Origin of the sequence: Acidovorax lacteus, from assembly GCF_039540375.1 — a bacterium.
GTDB lineage: Bacteria > Pseudomonadota > Gammaproteobacteria > Burkholderiales > Burkholderiaceae_C > Acidovorax_G > Acidovorax_G lacteus.
In genome coordinates, this window is sequence record NZ_BAABEX010000028.1 from 45523 (window position 1) to 65157 (window position 19635).

Sequence of the window (19635 nt, forward strand, 5' to 3'; positions counted from 1 at the left end):
CACCGTCGATGACGCCACGTACCTTGATGTCTCGCCGTGCCTGGGGGCAGCACGTGCTGGCAGGCGCTGCTGCGGCCGGGCTGCCCGGCTGGGCAGCGCCAGCCCTGGCGGCCGCTGCTTCGCCGGTGCCCGAGGTCTCGCGCATCCTGGTGGGGTTCGGCGCGGGCGGCGCCATCGACGTGCTGGCGCGCCTGCTGGCCGACCGCATCGCGCCCCAGCTGGGTCCGTCGCACCGCATCGTGGTGGACAACCGGGCAGGCGCCAATGGGCAGATCGCGGCCCACGCGCTGCTGTCGGCCCCGGCCGATGGCAGCACCTATCTGATCACGCCATTGATCACCCCTGTGCTGTCGCAGCTCGTGTTCCAGAAGCCCGGCTACGACCCCGCCGTGGACTTTGTGCCGGTGGGCCTGATTGCGCATTTCCAGTTTGCGCTGGCCGTCCCGGCCTCGCATCCCGCGCGATCGCTGGGCGAATTCATCGGCTGGCGCAAGGCCCATCCGGCACAGGCCAACTTTGGCAGTCCGGCGGCCGGCAGCCTGCCGCATTTCTTTGGTTTGCTCCTGGGCCGCGCGGCGGGTGTGGACCTGGTGCATGTGCCCTACAAGGGCGCCCCCGGGTTGTTCACCGATCTGGTCGGAGGCCGCCTGTCATCGGCGGTGGAAACCACCTCGGGGCTGCTGCCGCTGCACCGCGAGGGCAAGGTGCGCATCCTGGCGACGTTCACCGAGCGGCGCACGCCCGAAACGCCCGACGTGCCGTCCATCGTCGAAGCGGGCTACCCGCAGGCCAAGGGGAGCGGTTGGTTCAGCTTGTGGGCGCGCAAGGGCACGCCCCCTGCGGCGGTTGAGGCGGTGAACCGTGCGCTCAACAGCGCGCTGGCCGACCCTGCGCTGCGCACCCGTTTGGCCGAACTGGCCCTGGAGCCCGATCCGCGCAGCCCCCAGCAACTGGAGCAGCTGCGCCTGGCCGATCTGGCCCGCTGGCGTCCGGTCATCGAAGCCTCGGGCTTCAAGGCCGATTGAGCCCTGATTGAGCGCTGTTTGCGATTGAGGATTTTTGCCCGCATGGCTTCCCGTCCCCCCAACATTCTGTTCATCCTGGCCGACGATCTTGGCTGGGCCGACCTGGGCGTCTATGGCGCCACCGACCACCGCACGCCGCACCTGGATGCGCTGGCCGCACAGGGCGTGCGCTTTACCCAGGCGTATGCCAATTCGGCGGTCTGCTCGGCCACGCGCATCGCGCTGATGACCGGGCGCTACCAGTACCGCCTGCGTGCGGGGCTGGAGGAGCCCATCATCCTGCGTGACACCGGGCTCGGCCTGCCGCCCGAGCATCCAACGCTGCCTTCACTGCTGCAGGACGCGGGCTACGACACGGCGCTGATCGGCAAGTGGCACCTGGGCCTGCCGCCGCTGTATGGCCCGCGCCGCAGTGGCTACGGGCACTTCTTTGGCAACCTGCATGGGGCCATCGACTACTTCACACACAAGCCCGGGGTGGGCGATCACGTCGAGCCCGACGTATGGGACGACGATGTGCGCACCCCCGTGCAGGGCTACTACACGCAGGTGCTGGCCGACCGCGCCAGCGCCTATCTGCGCGCGCCCGAGCGCCAGCACCGGCCATTTCTGCTGTCACTGCACTTCACTGCCCCGCACTGGCCCTGGGAGGGGCCGGGCGACGAGGCCGTGGCCCGTTCCCTGCGCGACCTGTTCCACTACGACGGCGGCAGCCTGCGCAAGTACGGTGAGATCGTCGAGGCGCTGGACGCGGCTGTGGGCCAGGTGCTGCAGGCGCTGCGTGATGCGGGGCTCGAAGACAACACCCTCGTGGTCTTCACCAGCGACAACGGTGGCGAGCGCTTTTCCAAGACCTGGCCTTTTACGGGCCAGAAGACCGAGCTGCTCGAGGGCGGCTTGCGCGTGCCCACGCTGCTGCGCTGGCCGGCGCAACTGGCGCCGCAGGTGCAGACACAGGTGAGCATCACCCACGACTGGCTGCCCACGCTGCTGTCGGCTGCAGGCTTGTCGCCGCATCCGCAGTATCCGAGCGACGGTATCGACCTGCTGCCCGTGCTGCGCGGCCACGCCGACCCACAGCCGCGCACCCTGTACTGGCGCTACAAGGCCCAGGACCAGCGGGCCGTGCGCGAGGGCGACTGGAAGTACCTGCAGATCAACGGCAACGCCTTCCTGTTCAACCTGGCCGAAGACGAGCGTGAGCGGGCCAACCTGCGCGACCGCCATCCCGAGTTGCTGGCGCGCCTGCGCGCCCAGTGGGAGGCCTGGAACGCCGGCATGCTGCCCATCACGCCCGAGGTGCGCACGCACGGGGTGACGCCCGATATTCAGGCCGACCGCTACGTGCCTGCACGCCTGCAGCGCGAGGGGGCCGCATGATCGCGCTGCACGGTATCCACCAGACCTATGCGGGTCCGCAAGGGCCAGTGCATGCGCTGCGCGGCATCGACCTGGAGGTGCGCGCGGGCGAAATCTTCGGGGTCATCGGGCGCAGCGGCGCGGGCAAAAGCTCGCTGGTGCGCACCATCAACCTGCTCAACCGTCCCACGCAGGGCCGGGTGCTGGTCAATGGGCAGGAACTCACGGCCCTGAACGGGGCCGGGTTGCGCGCGGCGCGGCGCGACATCGGCATGGTGTTCCAGCACTTCAACCTGCTGTCTTCGCGCACGGTGTACGACAACGTGGCCCTGCCGCTGGAGCTGGCCGGTGCCACGCGCGGCGAGATCCGCGCGCGGGTGCTGCCCCTGCTCGAACTCGTGGGCCTGCAGGCGCTGGCCGACCGCTATCCCGCGCAGGTCAGTGGCGGGCAGAAGCAGCGCGTGGGCATTGCCCGTGCGCTGGCCAGCCGCCCGCGCGTGCTGCTGTCCGACGAAGCCACCTCGGCGCTGGACCCAGAAACCACCCGGTCCATCCTGGCGCTGCTGCTGCAGATCCAGCGCGAGCTGGGCCTGACGGTGGTGCTGATCACGCACCAGATGCAGGTCATCAAGCAGGTGGCGCAGCGCCTGGCCGTGATGGAAGCCGGGCAGATCGTCGAGCAGGGCGAGACGCTGCAGGTCTTTCACCAGCCTGCGCACGAGGTCACGCAGCGCCTGCTCGACGATGTGGTGCCGCGCGAGCTGCCGGCTCCTGTGCTGGCGCGGGTGCGTGCCCTGCTGGGCGATCAGCCCACCCCCGACGCGCGGCTGCTGCGCCTGGTGTTTGCGGGCCGAGGGGCCGAGCAACCCTTGCTGTCGGATCTGGTGCGCCGCTTCGGGCTGGACCTGAACATCGTGCACGGCCAGATCGATGAGGTGCAGGGCCATCCGTTCGGCACGCTGGCCGTGCTGGCCCACGGGCAGGCTCCGCAGCGCGAGGCGGCCCTGGGCCACCTGCGCGATGCCGGGGTGCGTGTGGAGGAGGTGGCCTGTGCTTGAGTGGTGGACCACCCATTTCCCGCCCGCGCTGCGCGAGCTGTTCCTCACCTCGGCCTGGGAGACGCTGCTGATGGTGGGCCTGTCGGGCCTGGCCGGGGCGGTGCTGGGCATCCCCTTGGGCGTGCTGCTGCGCCTGACCGACCGGGGCGGTGTGCTCGAACAGCCCACGTTCCACCGGGTGGCGGGCGGCATCGTCAATGCCGTGCGTTCCACGCCGTTCATCATCCTGCTCGTGGCGATCATTCCGTTCACGCGCTGGCTGGTGGGCTCGTCCATCGGCACGGCTGCGGCGGTGGTACCGCTGACCATTGCCGCGGCCCCGTTCGTGGCGCGCCTGGTGGAGGCCTCGCTGCGCGAGGTGGACCCGGGCCTGATCGAGGCCGCGCAGGCCATGGGCGCCAGCACCTCGCAGATCGTCTTCAAGGTGCTGCTGCCCGAGGCCGTACCCGGCATCGTGGCCGGGCTCACGATCACGCTGGTGAGCCTGACCGGCTACTCGGCCATGGCCGGAGCCATCGGCGGCGGCGGCCTGGGCGACCTGGGCATCCGCTACGGCTACCAGCGCTTTCTGCCCGAGGTGATGCTCGCCGTCGTGCTGCTGCTCATCGTATTCGTGCAGGCCATGCAGAGCCTGGGCGACTGGCTGGTGCGCCGACTGCGCCACTGAGCCCCGCTCCCCGCGCTGCGCACGCCCCGTTTTCGTTTCCCCCTTTCTTGTTCTTTGGTTGCTTCTTTTGGATGGAGATATTTCCCATGACGCTTCGCAAACGCACCCTCGTCCAGGCCCTGGGCCTGTTCACCCTGTCGGCAGGCCTGGCCCTGCCTGCGCTGGCCCAGGACAAACCCCTGAAGATCGGCGTCACCGCCGGCCCGCACGCCCAGATCCTGGAGCAGGTGCGCAAGATCGCCGAGAAAGACGGCCTGAAGATCCAGATCGTCGAATTCAGCGACTACGTACAGCCCAACGCGGCGCTGGCCGCGGGGGATCTGGACGCCAACAGCTACCAGCACAAGCCCTACCTGGACCAGCAGATCAAGGACCGCGGCTACCCGCTGGTGCCCGTGGGCTACACGGTCAACTTCCCGATCGGCCTGTATTCCAAGAAGGTCAAGAGCCTCAAGGAGCTGAAAGAGGGCGCGCGCTTTGGTATCCCGAACGACCCGACCAACGGCGGCCGCGTGCTGCTGGTGCTGCAGGACCAGGGCCTGATCAAGCTGCGGCCCGAGGCCGGGCTCAAGGCGACGCCGCTTGATGTGGTGGACAACCCCAAAAAGCTGCGCTTCGTCGAGCTGGATGCGGCACAGCTCGCGCGCTCACTGGACGACCTGGACGCCGCCGCCGTCAACACCAACTATGCGCTGCCGGCCGGCCTGCACCCGGGCAAGGACGCCATTGCCCAGGAAAGCGCGAAGAGCCCCTACGTGAACCTGATCGCCGTGCGCACACAGGACAAGGACAAGCCATGGGTGTCCAAGCTTGTGCGCGCCTACCAGTCTGAGCCGGTGCGCCAGTTCATTCAGGCCGAGTTCAAGGGCGCAGTGGTGCCGGGCTTTTGACGCCCAGGCGCCAGTCCTGCACCGTTCCCTGCTTCAAGGAGCCCGCCATGTCCGATACCCCGCGCCAGATGCACCTGGGCGCCTTCCTCTATGGCGTGGGCCACCACCTCGCGGCCTGGCGCCATCCGCAGGTGGACCCGGCTGCCCATACCCGCCTGGCCGACCTGCGCCGCTGGGCGCAGCTGGCCGAGGCCGCGCATTTCGACGCCGTGTTCCTGGCCGACAACGTGGGCCTGCCCGATGCGCCGCCCGAGGTGTTGTCGCGCAATGCGCCGCCGCACCTGTTCGACCCGCTGCTCGTGCAGGCCGCGCTGGCGTCGGCCACCGAGCGCATCGGCCTGGTGGCCACGGTGTCTACCACCTACCTGCCGCCCTACCACCTGGCGCGCAAGTTCGCCACGCTCGACCACCTGAGCGGCGGGCGCAGCGGCTGGAACCTGGTCACCTCGGGCTCGGAGTTCGAGGCGCGCTGCTTCGGGCTGCCGCACCAGCTCGAACATGCCGAGCGCTACCGCATCGCACACGAGTACGTGCAGGTGGTGCGCGACCTGTGGGACACCTGGGAGGACGACGCCTTTGTGCGCGACGCCGCTGCGGGCCAGTACTTCCGGCCCGATGCACTGCACCGCGTGCACCACCAGGGGCGCAAGTTTGCGGTGCAGGGCGGTCTGCAGGCGCCGCGCCCGCCGCAGGGCTACCCGGTGCTGGTGCAGGCCGGCTCGTCTGACGACGGGCAGGAGCTGGCCGCCGCCACGGCCGAGCTGGTGTTCACCGCGCAGCAGACGGTGCAGGAGGCGCGGACCTTCTACCAGTCGCTGAAGGGGCGGCTGGCCGCTCATGGGCGCGGGCCCGACGCGCTCAAGATCCTGCCCGGCGTGTCGCCCTATGTAGGCCGCAGCGAGCAGGAGGCGCGCGAGAAGTACGAGCAGCTCCAGAGCCTGATCGACCCCGTGGTGGGCGTGGGCCTGGTGTCGGCTTTCCTGGGCCATGTGGACCTGTCGCACTACCCGCTCGACGGCCCCTTCCCGGCCGACCTGCCCGTGGGCGAGGGCTGGAAGAGCCGCCATGCGCTGTTCAACGCCCTGGCGCAGCGCGAAGGGCTCACGCTGCGCCAGCTTTCGCAGCGCGTGGCCACCGGCCGCGGCCACTGGACGCTGGTGGGCACGCCCGTGCAGATTGCCGACGAACTGGAGCACTGGTTCCGCACGGGTGCGGCCGACGGCTTCAACGTGCTGTCGCCCACGCTGCCGCACGGGCTGGAAGACTTTGCCACGCTGGTGGTGCCCGAGCTGCAGCGCCGAGGCCTGTTCCGCACCCGCTACCAGGGCCGCACGCTGCGCGAGCACCTGGGCCTGCCACGGCCCGTCCACCCGGCGGCGGCTGCCCGCAACGCCACGGCGCTGGCCGCAGCCTGATGGACCGCTGATCCGCCCCCTGATCCGTATGCAACAACGAAAGGACCGATCCCATGTCTTCTGCGTGGAAGTTTGAAACCCGCTCCGTGCACGCCGGTTACCGGCCCGACCCCACCACACGCGCCGTGGCCGTGCCCATTTACCAAACGGCCGCGTACGCGTTCGACAGCGCGCAGCACGGTGCCGACCTGTTCGACCTGAAGGTGCCGGGCAACATCTACACCCGCATCATGAACCCCACGCAGGACGTGCTGGAGCAGCGCGTGGCGGCACTGGAAGGCGGCATTGCGGCGCTGGCGCTGGCCTCGGGGCAGGCGGCCGTGACCTACGCCATCCAGACCATTGCCGAGGCCGGGGACAACATCGTCTCCAGCACCGCGCTGTACGGCGGCACCTACAACCTGCTGGCGCACACGTTGCCGCAGTTCGGCATCACCACGCGCTTTGCCGACCACCGCAATCCCGCCAGCTTCGAGCCGCTGATCGACGCACGCACCAAGGCGATCTTTGTCGAGTCCATCGGCAATCCGCAGGGCAATATCACCGACATCGCGGCCGTGGCCGCCATCGCCCATCGGCACGGCGTGCCGCTGATCGTGGACAACACCGTGGCGTCGCCCTACCTGCTGCGCCCCATCGAGCACGGGGCCGACATCGTGGTGCATTCGCTCACCAAGTACCTGGGCGGGCACGGCACCAGCATCGGCGGGGCCATCGTGGACAGCGGCAAGTTTCCGTGGGCCGAGCACAAGGAGCGCTTCAAGCGCCTGAACGAGCCCGACGTGAGCTACCACGGCGTGGTCTATACCGAGGCGCTGGGCCCAGCCGCCTACATCGGCCGCGCGCGCGTGGTGCCGCTGCGCAACACGGGCGCGGCGATCTCGCCGTTCAACGCCTTCCTGATCCTGCAAGGTATCGAGACCCTCGCCTTGCGCATGGAGCGCATCAACGCCAACACGCTGCGCGTGGCGCAGTTCCTGGCGCAGCACGCGCGCGTGGGCTGGGTCAACTACGCGGGCCTGCCCCATCACCCCGACCATGCGCTGGCGCAGCGCTATCTGGGCGGCCAGGCTTCGGGCCTGCTCACCTTTGGCGTCAAGCCGCGCGAAGGCGACGGCCGTGCCGCCGGGGCGCGGTTCCTGGATGCGCTGCAGCTCTTCACACGGCTGGTGAACATCGGCGATGCGAAGTCGCTGGCCACGCACCCGGCCTCGACCACGCACCGCCAGCTCTCGCCAGAGGAACTGGTGCGGGCTGGAGTGCCCGAGGATGCGGTGCGGCTATCGGTGGGGATTGAGCACATCGACGATTTGCTGGCCGATCTGGAGCAGGCGTTGGCGGCGGTTTGAGGGGGAGGGGAATGGCTTCTCGTGCTTTTGAATCAAGCACGAGTAGCTATCAGATTTATAGCGTTTTCTTGGTTTGGCGGTTGTGGGCCGCTGGGGTATGTTGCGTTCCGAGGCCGGGATGTGCGCCCGGCGGCGCAGTGACTTTCTTTTGGGTCGCCAAAAGAAAGTCACCAAAGAAAAGGCGACCCTACAGGCTGCGACCCCAGCCGCACTGTCGTGCGTCTGGGGCAACCTGCGGTGCTCGCGCCTGGGGTGCGCCGCATAACTCACTTCGCGCCTGGGGCGCTGCGTTCGGACAAATGCGGCGAGCTAGAAGGACGAAGCCTGCGTGTCCTGCGGCACGCAGGCCACCCCAGGCGCTGCGCTCCTCGGCGCATCCTGAAGGGGGGTGGGAGCGGGCCATTGCTGCGCTCGGCCCAACGGGGGCACCACCGCTGTGGGCTTATCCATCGCCAGCCGAGCGTGGTGCGACCGGGGTCGGCGTCACTGCGCAGCAGCAGCCGACTGCTGCCCTTCCCCTCGGCTGCGACGAGGAGCGCAGGGCGCGGGGCGAGCGGGTGTGCCGCAGGACACACCCGCATCGTGGACTGACTTGCTGCGGTTGTCCGAGCGGAGCGCGATCAGCGCGCAGCGAGTTCCGCAGCACGCCCTGTGACCGAGCACCGCAGGGTGCCCGGAGCGAAGCGCAGGGACGCAGACGTGGGGTCGCCTTTTCTTTGCCTTCTTTCTTTTGGCGATCCAAAAGAAAGAAGGTGCGCCGCCGGGCGCACATCCCGGCCCCGGAATACAGCACAAACCAGCAGCCAACTATCGCCAACACAGTCAAACGCTATGAATTTCATAGCTGCTTGTGCTTGAATAACAAGCACAAGCAGCCCGTTCGGCTCAAATTCCCTGCGAAGTCTTCACCAGCCCGCTCAACCCCTGGGCAACCTGCGCTGCGGCGTCGTCGGCTCTGCGGCCAGCATGCGGCCGCTGTGCTCGGCGGCGCCCTGAGCCAGCTCGCCGATCAGCGCGGCCTCGGGCAGGTTGTGCCAGTAGCGGCGGGGCATTTCGCGCCGCATCATGTCCAGCTTGAGCCGCGCGGGGTTGAAGGTGCTGCGGTAGTAGGTGAGCCACAGCGCCTCGCCCGCGTCGGGTGCGGGGGCGTCGCTGCGTTGGGCGCCCGGGCCCACGTCCAGGCGGTGGCCGTCCCAGCGCAGGCTGGCATCGGGCGTGAGCAGCGCCCAGCGCATCTGCGTGAAGCGGCGCACAAAAAAGGGCGCATTGGCTTCGGTGATGTGATGCGCGGGCTCGAACCAGGCGATGTGCAGGGTCTGCCCGTCGGCTTCGGTGGTGGGCCGAAAGCGCACGAAGGCGCGCATCTTGTGCATGTCGCGCCGTACGGCCTGGGCCATGCGCTGCAGGCGCTGCCAGTCGGCGTCGAGCGCGTCGTGCCGCAGCGCCGGCTGCTGCTGGCAGCGCCACAGCCAGCGGTACAGCAGCGTCCAGCGCTGCGGGTCGCGGTGCAGGGCGGCGCTTTGCAGCTGGCCCAGCAGTGCGGCGGGCAGGCGCAGGGTGGGGGCTGTGTGGGGCAACGTGTGGCGCGGTGGCGGGGTTATGGCCTCTGGCGGGCTGGCCTGCGCTGTGGCGACGCCAGGCGGCGTGCCCTGGGCGGCGGTGTTGCCAAGCGCAACGGCTGGGACATCGGCCGGGCCATCGGCAGCGGCCTCGGCGGCCGCCCACAGGTCGGCCGGGCCCACGCGGGGCTGGTCGTGCCACTGCACGGTCTCGGGCGGCGTGCCTGCCTGCAGCAGGCCGCGGGCCGCGTGGCGAAAGCCGTCCCAGTCGGTGGGGCTGTGCAGGGTGATGGCGGGCATGGCGGCGGCGTGCGGGGGCGCTCAGGCGTCGAACAGCGAGGCCTGCTGCGGCACACGGGCGGGTGGGGCAAGGGCCGCCGGGGTGGCGGCCGCGGTGCCCAGGGGCAGGGCCATGCCGGGCACCGCGGCGGTGCCGCTGCGCACGCTGGGGCGGCGGCCGGCCTGCAGCAGGCGCTGGGCCAGGGCGGGGTCGTCCAGTGTGCGGGTGGGGCGGTGGTCGGCCACTTCCACAAAGGGCAGCACCCGCGCCAGCGGCACGCGCAGGCGGGCCAGGTCGGCATGGCGCAGCTGGCGCACGCGGCGCGCGGCCAGCAGGCGCTGCACGCTCTGCACGCCCAGTCCGGGCACGCGCAGCAGCAGCTCGCGCGGCGCGGTGTTGAGGTTGACCGGAAAGCGCTCGCGGTGCGCAAGCGCCCAGGCGAGTTTGGGGTCCATGTCGAGCGACAGCATGCCGCTGCCGCTGGCGCTGCCGCCGGTTGCGCCACCCACGGGCGTGGCGGGCACGATCTCGTCGTGCGCAAAGCCGTAGAAGCGCATGAGCCAGTCGGCCTGGTAGAGCCGGTGCTCGCGCAGCAGCGGCGGGGCCTGTAGGGGCAGGGCGCGCGCTGCGTCGGGGATGGGGCTGAAGGCCGAGTAGTACACGCGCCGCAGCCGGTGCTGGCCGTAGAGCTGCGCGCTGGTGGCGAGGATGGCGCGGTCGTCGGCCGCGTCGGCGCCCACGATCATTTGCGTGCTCTGCCCGCCCGGGGCAAAGCGCGGCACGGCGGCCCGCCGTGCGCGGCCGGTGTGCGGCAGCGACACCACGCGCGCGGCCGCCTGCTCGCGCTGCGCGCTGCGGTGCGCCTCGATGTGCGTGGCAATGCGCGCCATCGAGCGTTCGATGGCCGGGCCGTCCTTTTCAGGGGCGAGGCGGGCCAGGCCTTCGGCCGTGGGCAGCTCGATGTTGATGCTCAGCCGGTCGGCGTAGCGGCCCGCGCGCGCGAGCAACTCGGGCGAGGCGTCGGGGATGGTCTTGAGGTGGATGTAGCCGCGAAAGTCGTGCTCTTCGCGCAGCAGGCGCGCGACTTCGACCACCTGCTCCATGGTGTAGTCGGGGCTCTGGATGATGCCGCTCGACAAAAACAGCCCCTCGATGCAGTTGCGCCGGTAAAAGTCGAGCGTAAGCGCCACCACCTCCTCGGCCGCGAAGCGTGCGCGCGGCACGTTGCTGCTGGCGCGGTTGACGCAGTACAGGCAGTCGTACAGGCAGAAGTTGGTCAGCAGGATCTTGAGCAGCGAGATGCAGCGCCCATCGGGCGTGTAGCTGTGGCAGATGCCCATGCCCTCGGTCGAGCCGATGCCCCGCCCGCCCACCGAATGGCGCTTGGCCGCGCCGCTCGAAGCGCAGGAGGCGTCGTACTTGGCCGCGTCGGCCAGGATGGCGAGTTTGCGTTGCAATTCCACTGTGTAAATTTACAGTGCTTGGATGCTGGACGCCAGCGTAGGGTTTTGCGGTGGTGGCAGGTGTTTGCTATTGATTTGATAGCTGCTCGTGCTTGGTTCTGAGGCACGAGAGCCCCAAAACACCTTCACCCCTGACGCCTTCACCCATGCCGCCCCCGGTCGCGTTGCAGGCGCACTGTGCGGTGGCAGTGGCGCTGCGGCCCTGGCCGCTGGCGCCTTCTGCGAGGTGAGGGGGCGCCGCCTGCCCGGGCGCAAAAAAAGGCCGGCGGCCCTTGCGGGCGACCGGCCTGAACGGTAGTTGCATGCAGTGTGCGCGGTCTGTGCCCTGTTCAGCAGGGCAGGCCGCGCGGGGCGTGTCGGTTTACTTCGCGACGACGCGGGCCATTTCCAGGCACTTGTTCGAGTAGCCCCATTCGTTGTCGTACCAGGCCACCACCTTCACGAAGGTGCCGTCCAGGGCAATGCCGGCTTCGGCGTCGAACACCGAGGTGCAGACTTCACCGCGGAAGTCGGTGGCGACCACCTTGTCCTCGGTGTAGCCCAGCACGCCCTTGAGCGCGCCCTGGCTCTGGGCCTTCATTTCGGCGCAGATGTCCTTGTAGCTGGCTTCGGTGTTCAGCTCGACCGTCAGGTCCACCACCGACACGTCGGAGGTGGGCACGCGGAAGGACATGCCGGTCAGCTTCTTGTTGAGCGAGGGGATCACCACGCCCACGGCCTTGGCAGCGCCAGTGCTCGAAGGAATGATGTTTTCCAGGATGCCGCGGCCGCCGCGCCAGTCCTTGTTGCTCGGGCCGTCCACCGTCTTTTGCGTGGCGGTGGCGGCGTGCACCGTGGTCATCAGGCCGCGCTTGATGCCCCACTTGTCGTGCAGCACCTTGGCCACGGGGGCCAGGCAGTTGGTGGTGCACGAGGCGTTGGAGATGATGGCCTGGCCAGCGTAGGAGCCGTGGTTCACGCCGTACACAAACATGGGCGTGTCGTCCTTCGAAGGGGCCGACATGATCACCTTCTTGGCACCAGCGGCCAGGTGCTTCTCGGCGCTGGCCTTGTCCAGGAACAGGCCCGTGGCCTCGATCACGATGTCGGCACCGACTTCGTTCCACTTCAGGTTGGCGGGGTCGCGTTCCTGGGTCAGGCGGATCTTCTTGCCGTTGACGACCAGCGTGCTGCCTTCGACCGACACCTCGCCCTGGAAGCGGCCGTGCACGCTGTCGTACTTCAGCATGTAGGCCAGGTAGTCAGGCTCGAGCAGGTCGTTGATGCCCACGATCTCCACGTCCGAGAAGTTCTCCACCGCGGCGCGGAACACCATGCGGCCGATACGGCCGAAGCCGTTGATGCCAATCTTGATCGTCATAGCTCAGGTCTCTCCAGTAGTGCTTGCAAAAATCACTTGCGCTTGAGCACCGCCTGCACGGTGGCGGCCACGTTCTCTTCGGTGAAGCCGAAGTGCTTGAACAGCACCGGCGCCGGAGCGGATTCGCCGTAGGTGTCGATGCCCACGACGGCGGCGCAGCCGTACTTCCACCAGAAGTCGGTCACGCCCATTTCCACGGCAATGCGCGGCAGGCCAGCGGGCAGCACGGCCTTCTTGTACTTCACGTCTTCGCGGTCGAACGTGGTGGTGCTGGGCATCGAGACCACGCGCACCGGCACCTTCTTGTCGGCCAGCAGGCGCTGCGCCTTGAGCGCGAGCTGCACTTCCGAGCCGGTGGCGATGATGACGGCCACGGCCTTCTTCTTGAGGCCCACGTCGGCGGGCTCGGAGAGCACGTAGGCACCGCGCGAGATGTCGCCCAGGTCGCGCTTGGGCGCGTAGGGCAGGTTCTGGCGCGACAGGGCCAGCACCGTGGGCTTGTCGCGGTTGGACAGGGCCACGCTCCAGGCCACGGCGGTTTCGGCCGTGTCGGCCGGGCGCCAGACGTCCAGGTTCGGAATCAGGCGCAGGCTGGAGACATGCTCGATCGACTGGTGCGTGGGGCCGTCTTCGCCCAGCCCGATGGAGTCGTGCGTGAACACATGCACTACGCGCTGCTTCATCAGCGCGGCCATGCGGATGGCGTTGCGGCTGTAGTCGCTGAAGGTGAGGAAGGTGCCGCCGTACGGAATGAAGCCACCGTGCAGCGCCACGCCGTTCATGATGGCGGCCATGCCGAATTCGCGCACGCCGTAGTTGATGTGGCGGCCGCCCACGCCGGCTTCGTTCTTGACCACGTGGCCCTGCATGTCAAAGCGCAGGTTGGGCGTGCTCTTGGTGTTGGTGAGGTTCGAGCCCGTCAGGTCGGCGCTACCGCCCAGCAGTTCGGGCAGCGCGGCGGTGAAGGCTTCCAGCGCGATCTGGCTGGCCTTGCGCGTGGCCACGGTCTCGGCCTTGGTGTGGGCGGCGACCACGGTGTCCACCGCCACCTGGGCGAACTGCTTGGGCAGGTCGCCGGCCATGCGGCGGGCCAGCTCGGCGGCCAGCTCGGGGTAGGCGGCCTGGTAGGCGGCAAAGCGCTCGTTCCAGGCGGCCTCGGCCGCGGCGCCGCTGGCCTTGGCGTCCCAGCCGGCGTACACCTCGTCGGGCACCACAAAGGGCTCGTGCGTCCAGCCCAGGGCTTCGCGCGTGAGGGCGATTTCCTCGGCACCCAACGGCTCGCCGTGGGCCTTGGCGGTGTTGGCGCGGTTGGGCGAGCCCTTGCCGATGTGCGTCTTGCAGACGATGAGCGTCGGGCGCTCGGTCTGCTTCTTGGCTTCGGCAATGGCGCTGGAAACCGCCTCCACGTCGTGGCCGTCGATCGGGCCGATCACGTTCCAGCCGCTGGCCACAAAGCGCAGCGGGGTGTTGTCGGCAAACCAGGGCTGCACCTGGCCGTCAATCGAGATGCCGTTGTCGTCGTACAGCGCGATCAGCTTGTTGAGCTTCCAGGCGCCGGCCAGCGAGATGGCCTCCTGGCCAATGCCTTCCATCAGGCAGCCGTCGCCCAGGAACACATAGGTGTGGTGGTCCACCACAGCGTGGCCGTCGCGGTTGAACTCGGCGGCCAGCAGCTTCTCGGCCAGGGCAAAGCCCACGGCGTTGGTGATGCCCTGGCCCAGCGGGCCGGTGGTGGTTTCCACGCCCGGGGTGATGCCCACTTCGGGGTGGCCGGCCGTCTTGCTGTGCAGTTGGCGGAAGTTCTTGAGCTCCTGCATGGGCAGGTTGTAGCCCGTGAGGTGCAGCAGCGCGTACAGCAGCATGGAGCCGTGGCCGTTCGAGAGCACGAAGCGGTCGCGGTCGAACCACTGCGGATTCGTCGGGTTGTGCTTGAGGTGCTGGGACCACAGCGCCACGGCCATGTCGGCCATGCCCATGGGTGCGCCGGGGTGGCCCGAATTGGCTTGTTGAACGGCGTCCATGGCCAATGCGCGGATTGCATTGGCCATCTGGGTGGATTGCGGGGTGTTGGCCATGGAAGGAACGGCTCCAGCGGTGGGTGTTCAGGGGAAACCCGGCATTTTACCGGCCCGCCTTGCGGGCCCCTGGCGCTTCGCCTTGCGCCGCCCTCTGCGGCCCGCGCGGCAGGCGCTGCAGACGGGTCGCAAGCCCCGGGCGATGCACTACAGTGCGGCCCATGCAAGGACTGCACCTCACCGCCGATCTGCACGGCTGCCGCTGCGCCGCGCACTGGCTGCTGGACGCCGAGCGCCTGGGCCAGGCCTGTCTGGCCGCGGTGCAGGCCGCCGGGCTGCAGGCGGTGGGCACGCTGTTCCACAGTTTCCCGGCCACCGCGGCCGGGCCGGGCGGTGTCACGGCCACGGTGCTGCTGGCCGAGTCGCACCTGTGCGTACACACCTGGCCTGAGCAGCGCGCCGTCACACTCGATGTGTATGTGTGCAACTTCGGCGGCGACCAGTCGCCGCGCGCCCGCGCGCTGCTGGCAAGCCTGCTGGCGCTGTTCGATGCCGAGCAGGTGCACGAGCAGGCCCTGCAGCGCGGCAGCCCCCACCTCCCATGAGCCTTCAGACGCCTTCCGACATCCCGGCCCTGGTGCTGGCCGCTGGCCGCGGCGAGCGCATGCGCCCGCTGACCGACACCACCCCCAAGCCGCTGCTGCCCGTGCACGGCCGCCCGTTGCTGGCCTGGCACCTGCAGGCGCTCGCCGCAGGTGGCGTGCGGCGCGTGTGGCTCAACACCGGCTGGCTGGGCGGGTGCATCCCGGCCCATTTTGGAAGCCATTTCGTGCCCTGGCCCAGCAAAACCAAACACGACGTGCTATCCATTTCATACTCCCGCGAAGACCTGGACTTCGGCGGCGCGCTGGAGACGGCCGGGGGCATTGCGCGGGCGCTGCCGCAGCTGGGCCCGGTGTTCTGGCTGGCCGCGGGCGACGTGTTTGCGCCCGACTTCGTGTTCGACCCGACCGCCGCGCAGGCGTTTGCGCGCGGCAACGACCTGGCCCACCTGTGGTTCGTGCCCAACCCGGCGCACCACCCGCGCGGCGACTTCGGGCTCAGCCCCGCGGGCCGCGCGTTGAACCTGCCCGAGGCCGATCCCGCGCCGCGCTATACCTACAGCACGCTGGCCCTGCTCAGGGCCGAACTGTTTGACACCCCCTGGTGCGACATTGCGCCCGGCAATCCCACAGGCACCAAGGCCCCTCTCGGACCGTTGCTGCGCCGCGCGATGGACAATGGGCGGGTGGGGGCCTCGCTCTACACCGGGCGCTGGACCGACGTGGGAACGCCCGAGCGGCTGGCCCAATTGCAAACCGAACCCCTGGAAACCTCATGACGCCTTCCGTCCCGCTGTCGGTGTATGCCGAACGCCGCGCCCGCCTGGCCGCCCAACTGGGGCCCGGGGGCATCGCCATCGTGCCCACCGCGCAAGAGCACCTGCGCAACCGCGACACCGACTACCTCTACCGCTTCGACAGCTACTTCCACTACCTCACGGGTTTTGCCGAGCCCAACGCCACGCTGGTGCTCACGGCCGAGGGCCACAGCACGCTGTTCTGCCAGCCCAAAGACCTGGAGCGTGAGATCTGGGACGGCTACCGCCTGGGCCCGGCCGCCGCGCCCGCTGCGCTGGGTGTGCATGAGGCGTTGCCCTGCACCGAGCTCGACGCACGCCTGCCGCGCCTGCTGGAAAACCGCCAGAGCGTCTGGTACCCGTTTGCCGTGCACAGCGGCCTGGCCGCGCGGGTGGAAGGCTGGCTGCAGGCCGTGCGCGGGCGGGCCCGCTACGGCGCGCTGTGCCCGGCGCAGCAGTTTGACGTGTGCACGCCGCTCGACGAGATGCGCCTGATCAAAGACACGCACGAATTGGCCATCATGCGCCGCGCGGCGCGCATCAGCGCGCAGGCGCACATCCGCGCCATGCAGTGCAGTGCGCGCATGCTGCGCGCAGGGGAAGACGTCCGCGAATACCACCTCGACGCCGAACTGCTGCATGAATTCCGCCGCCAGGGCTCGCAATCGGTGGCCTACAACTCCATCGTGGCCGCTGGGGCCAATGCCTGCGTGCTGCACTACCGTGCCGACGCCGCGCCCATCCGGGACGGCGACCTGGTGCTGATCGACGCCGGCTGCGAACTCGACGGCTACGCGAGCGACATCACGCGCACCTTCCCGGCAGGCGGCCGCTTTACCGGCCCGCAGCGCGCGCTGTATGAGCTGGTGCTGGCCAGCCAGCATGCTGCCGTGGCGGCCACGCGCCCGGGCAACCGCTTCAACGACCCGCACGACGCCACCGTGGCCGTGCTGTCGCAGGGCCTGCTGGACCTGGGCCTGCTCGACCGCAACAAGGTGGGCGGCGTGCAGGACGTGATCGACAACCGCGCCTACTTTGCTTTCTACATGCACCGCACCGGCCACTGGATCGGCATGGACGTACACGACTGCGGCAGCTACGTGGAGCCCGGCGACGTGGGCCAGCCCAGCCAGCGGCGCGATCCCCTGTCGGGCGAAGTCATCCTCAACCGCCCGAGCCGCATCCTCCGGCCGGGCATGGTGCTCACCATCGAGCCCGGCCTGTACGTGCGCCCGGCCGAGGGCGTGCCCGAGGCGTTCCACCACATCGGCATCCGCATCGAAGACGATGCCGTGGTCACCGACACGGGCTGCGAACTCATCACGCGCGATGTGCCGGTGGAGGCCGACGCGATCGAAGCCCTGATGCGCGCATGAGCCCCGCCCAGCCCCCGACATCCGCTGCGCCCGCCCCGCGGCGCGGCCGGATGGCGCTGGTGCTGTGGGCGCTGGGCCTGCCGGGCGTGGCAGCGCTGCTGGCCTCGCTGTGGCAGCCGCTGCAGCAGGGCGCGGGGCTGCTGCCCGTGCCCGTGTGGGTGGTGCTGGCCAGCAGCGGCGTGCAAACGACCGCACTGCTGGCCCTGGCTGCATGGCTGGGCGCGCGCCTGGGGCCCGATGTGGGCCTGCGCAGCCCGCTGGTGGCTGCCTGGGTGCAGGGCACGCCGCTGCACGGCGCCTGGCGTGCGCCGCTGCGGGCCGGCGTGGCCGGCGGCGTGGGCGCTGCGCTGTGGCTGGTGCTGCTGGCGGCCTGGGCGCCTGCGCCGCTGGCGCAAGACGCCGCCGCGCAGGCCGTACCGTTGTCTGTGCGGCTGCTGTATGGCGGCATCACCGAAGAAATTTTGCTGCGCTGGGGCTTGATGACGCTGCTGGTGTGGCTGGGCTGGCGCTGGCTGCAGCGCCGCCGGAGCGCGCCTGCGGGCTGGGTGCTGGGCCTGGCCATCGTGCTCAGCGCCCTGGCCTTTGCGGCCGGGCACCTGCCCGCCGCCCATGCGCTGGCCGGCGGCCTGAGCCTGCCCGTGGTGGCCTATGTGCTGCTGGGCAATGCGGTGTTCGGGCTGCTGGCGGGCGCGCTGTATGCGCGCTGGGGGCTCGAATCGGCCATGCTGGCCCACGCGCTGGCGCACTTGCTGGCCGGGGGCGTGGCAGCGCTGCGCTGAAGGCACCACCGGCAGCGGGCGCTGTACCGGACTGGTAACCGCCTTGCGCTACAGTTTGAAACCCGATTACAACACCCGGAGAGACATGTCCATGCCCACGCGCCGCGCCACCAAGATCGTTGCCACCCTCGGCCCCGCCTCCAGCGACCCGGCGCTGCTCGAAGCCATGATCCGCGCGGGCGTGAACGTGGTGCGCCTGAACTTCAGCCACGGCAAGGCGCAGGACCACATCGACCGTGCGATGGCGGTGCGCGAGGCGTCGGCCCGCGCAGGGCGCGAGGTGGCCATCATGGCCGACCTGCAGGGCCCCAAGATCCGTGTGGGCAAGTTCGCCGAGGGCAAGGTCATGCTCGAAGCCGGGCGGCCTTTTGTGCTTGACGCCTCGCGTACTGAGCCCGGCGACCTCGACGGCGTGGGGCTCGATTACAAGGAACTGCCGCGCGACGTGAAGCCCGGCGATGTGCTGCTGCTCAACGACGGCCTGATCGTGCTCACGGTGGACGCAGTGCGCGGCGAAGCGGTGCACACCACGGTGCGCATCGGCGGCGAGTTGTCGAACAACAAGGGCATCAACAAGCAGGGCGGCGGCCTCACGGCCCCTGCGCTCACGGCCAAGGACATGGAAGACATCCGCACCGCGATGCGCTTTCAGGCCGACTACGTGGCGGTGAGCTTTCCCAAGAACGCAACCGACATGGAAATGGCGCGCCAGCTCTGCAACGTGGCCGCGGCCGACTTCCGCCACAAGCCCGCGCTGATCGCCAAGATCGAGCGCGCCGAGGCGATCCCGAACCTGGAATCCATCCTCAAGGCCAGCGACGGCATCATGGTCGCGCGGGGCGATCTGGCGGTGGAGGTGGGCAACGCGGCCGTGCCCGCGCTGCAAAAGAAGATGATCCGCATGGCGCGCGACCTCGACAAGGTGGTGATCACGGCCACGCAGATGATGGAGAGCATGATCTCCAACCCCGTGCCCACGCGCGCCGAAGTCAGCGACGTGGCCAACGCGGTGCTCGACGGCACCGACGCGGTGATGCTCAGCGCCGAGACGGCCGCCGGGCGCTACCCGCTCGAAACCGTGGAAGAGATGGCCAAGATCTGCGCCGCTGCCGAGGCCGCCGAAGACCACCAGCTGGACGCCGACTTCACGGGCCAGACCTTCCGCCGCATCGACCAGTCGATCGCCATGGGCGCGCTGTTCACGGCCCACCATCTGGGCGCCAAGGCCATCGTGGCCATGACCGACAGCGGGGCCACGGCCCTCTGGATGAGCCGCCACCGCATCCACATCCCGATCTACGCGCTCACGCCCAAGGTGGCCACCCAGCGCCGCATGGCCATGTACCGCAACGTGCGCCCGCTGCTCATGGACACCAGCGCCGACCGCGACACGGCCCTGGAGCAGGCCGAAGGCCACCTCAAGACGCGCAACATCGTGCAAAGCGGCGACGTGTACGCCATCACCTGTGGCGAGCCCATGGGGGCGCCTGGTGGCACCAATATGTTGAAGATCTGCCGCGCGCAGTAAGCCCGGCGGGCCTGTGCGCGATGGGTGCCCCGCCCTGTGGCTGGGGCATGACCGCCCCTGCAAAGGCGGCGGGTAAAATCGCGGGTTACCAAGCGGTTACCGCCGCAGCTGTG

At 69.4% G+C, this 19635-nt stretch carries 16 protein-coding genes; 12 read left to right on the top strand and 4 right to left on the bottom strand.

Annotated features, from left to right (window positions below):
* The first annotated feature begins 8 nt into the window (after window positions 1-8).
* The 7 genes from ABD866_RS12585 to ABD866_RS12615 all read left to right on the top strand — a co-directional run bounded on the left by ABD866_RS12585 (window position 9) and on the right by ABD866_RS12615 (window position 7763).
* The gene (locus ABD866_RS12585) at window positions 9-1025 is read left to right on the top strand and encodes a tripartite tricarboxylate transporter substrate-binding protein (protein WP_345065550.1); all 1017 of its coding nucleotides are present in this window, start codon (window positions 9-11) and stop codon (window positions 1023-1025) included.
* A gap of 42 nt (window positions 1026-1067) precedes the next feature.
* Window positions 1068-2405 carry a sulfatase family protein gene (locus ABD866_RS12590; RefSeq protein WP_345065553.1) on the top strand — a complete coding sequence of 446 codons (1338 nt, stop codon included), beginning with the start codon at window positions 1068-1070 and terminating at the stop codon, window positions 2403-2405.
* Window positions 2402-3442 carry a methionine ABC transporter ATP-binding protein gene (locus ABD866_RS12595; RefSeq protein ID WP_345065556.1) on the top strand — a complete coding sequence of 347 codons (1041 nt, stop codon included), beginning with the start codon at window positions 2402-2404 and terminating at the stop codon, window positions 3440-3442. The genes ABD866_RS12590 and ABD866_RS12595 overlap by 4 nt, the downstream gene beginning before the upstream one ends.
* Window positions 3443-3470: 28 nt before the next feature.
* Window positions 3471-4109 carry a methionine ABC transporter permease gene (locus ABD866_RS12600; RefSeq protein WP_345065719.1) on the top strand — a complete coding sequence of 213 codons (639 nt, stop codon included), beginning with the start codon at window positions 3471-3473 and terminating at the stop codon, window positions 4107-4109.
* Between the two features lie 86 nt (window positions 4110-4195).
* Window positions 4196-4999, top strand: coding sequence for a MetQ/NlpA family ABC transporter substrate-binding protein (locus ABD866_RS12605; protein ID WP_345065558.1), 804 nt, complete (start codon window positions 4196-4198; stop codon window positions 4997-4999).
* Window positions 5000-5046: 47 nt separating this feature from the next.
* The gene (locus ABD866_RS12610) at window positions 5047-6414 is read left to right on the top strand and encodes an LLM class flavin-dependent oxidoreductase (protein WP_345065561.1); all 1368 of its coding nucleotides are present in this window, start codon (window positions 5047-5049) and stop codon (window positions 6412-6414) included.
* 53 nt (window positions 6415-6467) lie between these two features.
* Window positions 6468-7763, top strand: a complete 1296-nt coding sequence (locus ABD866_RS12615) for an O-acetylhomoserine aminocarboxypropyltransferase/cysteine synthase family protein (protein ID WP_345065564.1) — start codon at window positions 6468-6470, stop codon at window positions 7761-7763.
* A 917-nt stretch (window positions 7764-8680) separates the two neighbouring features.
* On the opposite strand, the gene ABD866_RS12620 is transcribed toward ABD866_RS12615, so the two are convergent.
* The 4 genes from ABD866_RS12620 to tkt form a co-directional block, all read right to left on the bottom strand.
* Entirely contained in the window at window positions 8681-9622 is a 942-nt protein-coding gene (locus ABD866_RS12620) for a TIGR03915 family putative DNA repair protein (RefSeq protein ID WP_345065567.1), read from the bottom strand.
* Window positions 9623-9643: 21 nt separating this feature from the next.
* Complete coding sequence (locus ABD866_RS12625; RefSeq protein ID WP_345065571.1) at window positions 9644-11065, bottom strand: putative DNA modification/repair radical SAM protein; 1422 nt, start codon at window positions 11063-11065, stop codon at window positions 9644-9646.
* A gap of 361 nt (window positions 11066-11426) precedes the next feature.
* Window positions 11427-12425, bottom strand: coding sequence for a type I glyceraldehyde-3-phosphate dehydrogenase (gene gap, locus ABD866_RS12630; RefSeq protein WP_345065574.1), 999 nt, complete (start codon window positions 12423-12425; stop codon window positions 11427-11429).
* 32 nt (window positions 12426-12457) lie between these two features.
* Window positions 12458-14500, bottom strand: a complete 2043-nt coding sequence (tkt, locus tag ABD866_RS12635; RefSeq protein ID WP_345065577.1) for a transketolase — start codon at window positions 14498-14500, stop codon at window positions 12458-12460.
* 161 nt (window positions 14501-14661) lie between these two features.
* On the opposite strand from tkt, the gene ABD866_RS12640 reads away from it, so the two are divergent.
* From ABD866_RS12640 to pyk, 5 genes are all read left to right on the top strand, one after another.
* Window positions 14662-15045 (top strand): S-adenosylmethionine decarboxylase family protein, encoded by a 384-nt coding sequence (locus tag ABD866_RS12640; protein WP_345065580.1) that lies wholly within the window; start codon window positions 14662-14664, stop codon window positions 15043-15045.
* Window positions 15042-15821 carry a nucleotidyltransferase family protein gene (locus ABD866_RS12645; RefSeq protein ID WP_345065583.1) on the top strand — a complete coding sequence of 260 codons (780 nt, stop codon included), beginning with the start codon at window positions 15042-15044 and terminating at the stop codon, window positions 15819-15821. Before ABD866_RS12640 ends, ABD866_RS12645 begins: the two co-directional genes overlap by 4 nt.
* Entirely contained in the window at window positions 15818-17215 is a 1398-nt protein-coding gene (locus ABD866_RS12650; RefSeq protein ID WP_345065587.1) for an aminopeptidase P N-terminal domain-containing protein, read from the top strand. The genes ABD866_RS12645 and ABD866_RS12650 overlap by 4 nt, the downstream gene beginning before the upstream one ends.
* Window positions 17212-17994: a CPBP family glutamic-type intramembrane protease gene (locus ABD866_RS12655; RefSeq protein WP_345065590.1), complete on the top strand. Its 783-nt coding sequence runs from the start codon at window positions 17212-17214 to the stop codon at window positions 17992-17994. Before ABD866_RS12650 ends, ABD866_RS12655 begins: the two co-directional genes overlap by 4 nt.
* A gap of 91 nt (window positions 17995-18085) precedes the next feature.
* A complete protein-coding gene (gene pyk, locus ABD866_RS12660; protein WP_345065592.1) occupies window positions 18086-19522 on the top strand; it encodes a pyruvate kinase in 1437 nt (478 codons plus the stop codon).
* Window positions 19523-19635 lie beyond the last annotated feature (113 nt).

Coding starts and splice junctions, on each gene's coding strand:
- ABD866_RS12585 (WP_345065550.1), top strand. CDS start 9: ATGACGCCACGTACCTTGATGTCTCGCCGTGCCTGGGGGCAGCACGTG.
- ABD866_RS12645 (WP_345065583.1), top strand. CDS start 15,042: ATGAGCCTTCAGACGCCTTCCGACATCCCGGCCCTGGTGCTGGCCGCT.
- gap (WP_345065574.1), bottom strand. CDS start 12,425: ATGACGATCAAGATTGGCATCAACGGCTTCGGCCGTATCGGCCGCATG.
- ABD866_RS12655 (WP_345065590.1), top strand. CDS start 17,212: ATGAGCCCCGCCCAGCCCCCGACATCCGCTGCGCCCGCCCCGCGGCGC.
- ABD866_RS12620 (WP_345065567.1), bottom strand. CDS start 9,622: ATGCCCGCCATCACCCTGCACAGCCCCACCGACTGGGACGGCTTTCGC.
- ABD866_RS12640 (WP_345065580.1), top strand. CDS start 14,662: ATGCAAGGACTGCACCTCACCGCCGATCTGCACGGCTGCCGCTGCGCC.
- pyk (WP_345065592.1), top strand. CDS start 18,086: ATGCCCACGCGCCGCGCCACCAAGATCGTTGCCACCCTCGGCCCCGCC.
- ABD866_RS12595 (WP_345065556.1), top strand. CDS start 2,402: ATGATCGCGCTGCACGGTATCCACCAGACCTATGCGGGTCCGCAAGGG.
- ABD866_RS12610 (WP_345065561.1), top strand. CDS start 5,047: ATGTCCGATACCCCGCGCCAGATGCACCTGGGCGCCTTCCTCTATGGC.
- ABD866_RS12590 (WP_345065553.1), top strand. CDS start 1,068: ATGGCTTCCCGTCCCCCCAACATTCTGTTCATCCTGGCCGACGATCTT.
- ABD866_RS12615 (WP_345065564.1), top strand. CDS start 6,468: ATGTCTTCTGCGTGGAAGTTTGAAACCCGCTCCGTGCACGCCGGTTAC.
- ABD866_RS12605 (WP_345065558.1), top strand. CDS start 4,196: ATGACGCTTCGCAAACGCACCCTCGTCCAGGCCCTGGGCCTGTTCACC.
- ABD866_RS12650 (WP_345065587.1), top strand. CDS start 15,818: ATGACGCCTTCCGTCCCGCTGTCGGTGTATGCCGAACGCCGCGCCCGC.
- tkt (WP_345065577.1), bottom strand. CDS start 14,500: ATGGCCAACACCCCGCAATCCACCCAGATGGCCAATGCAATCCGCGCA.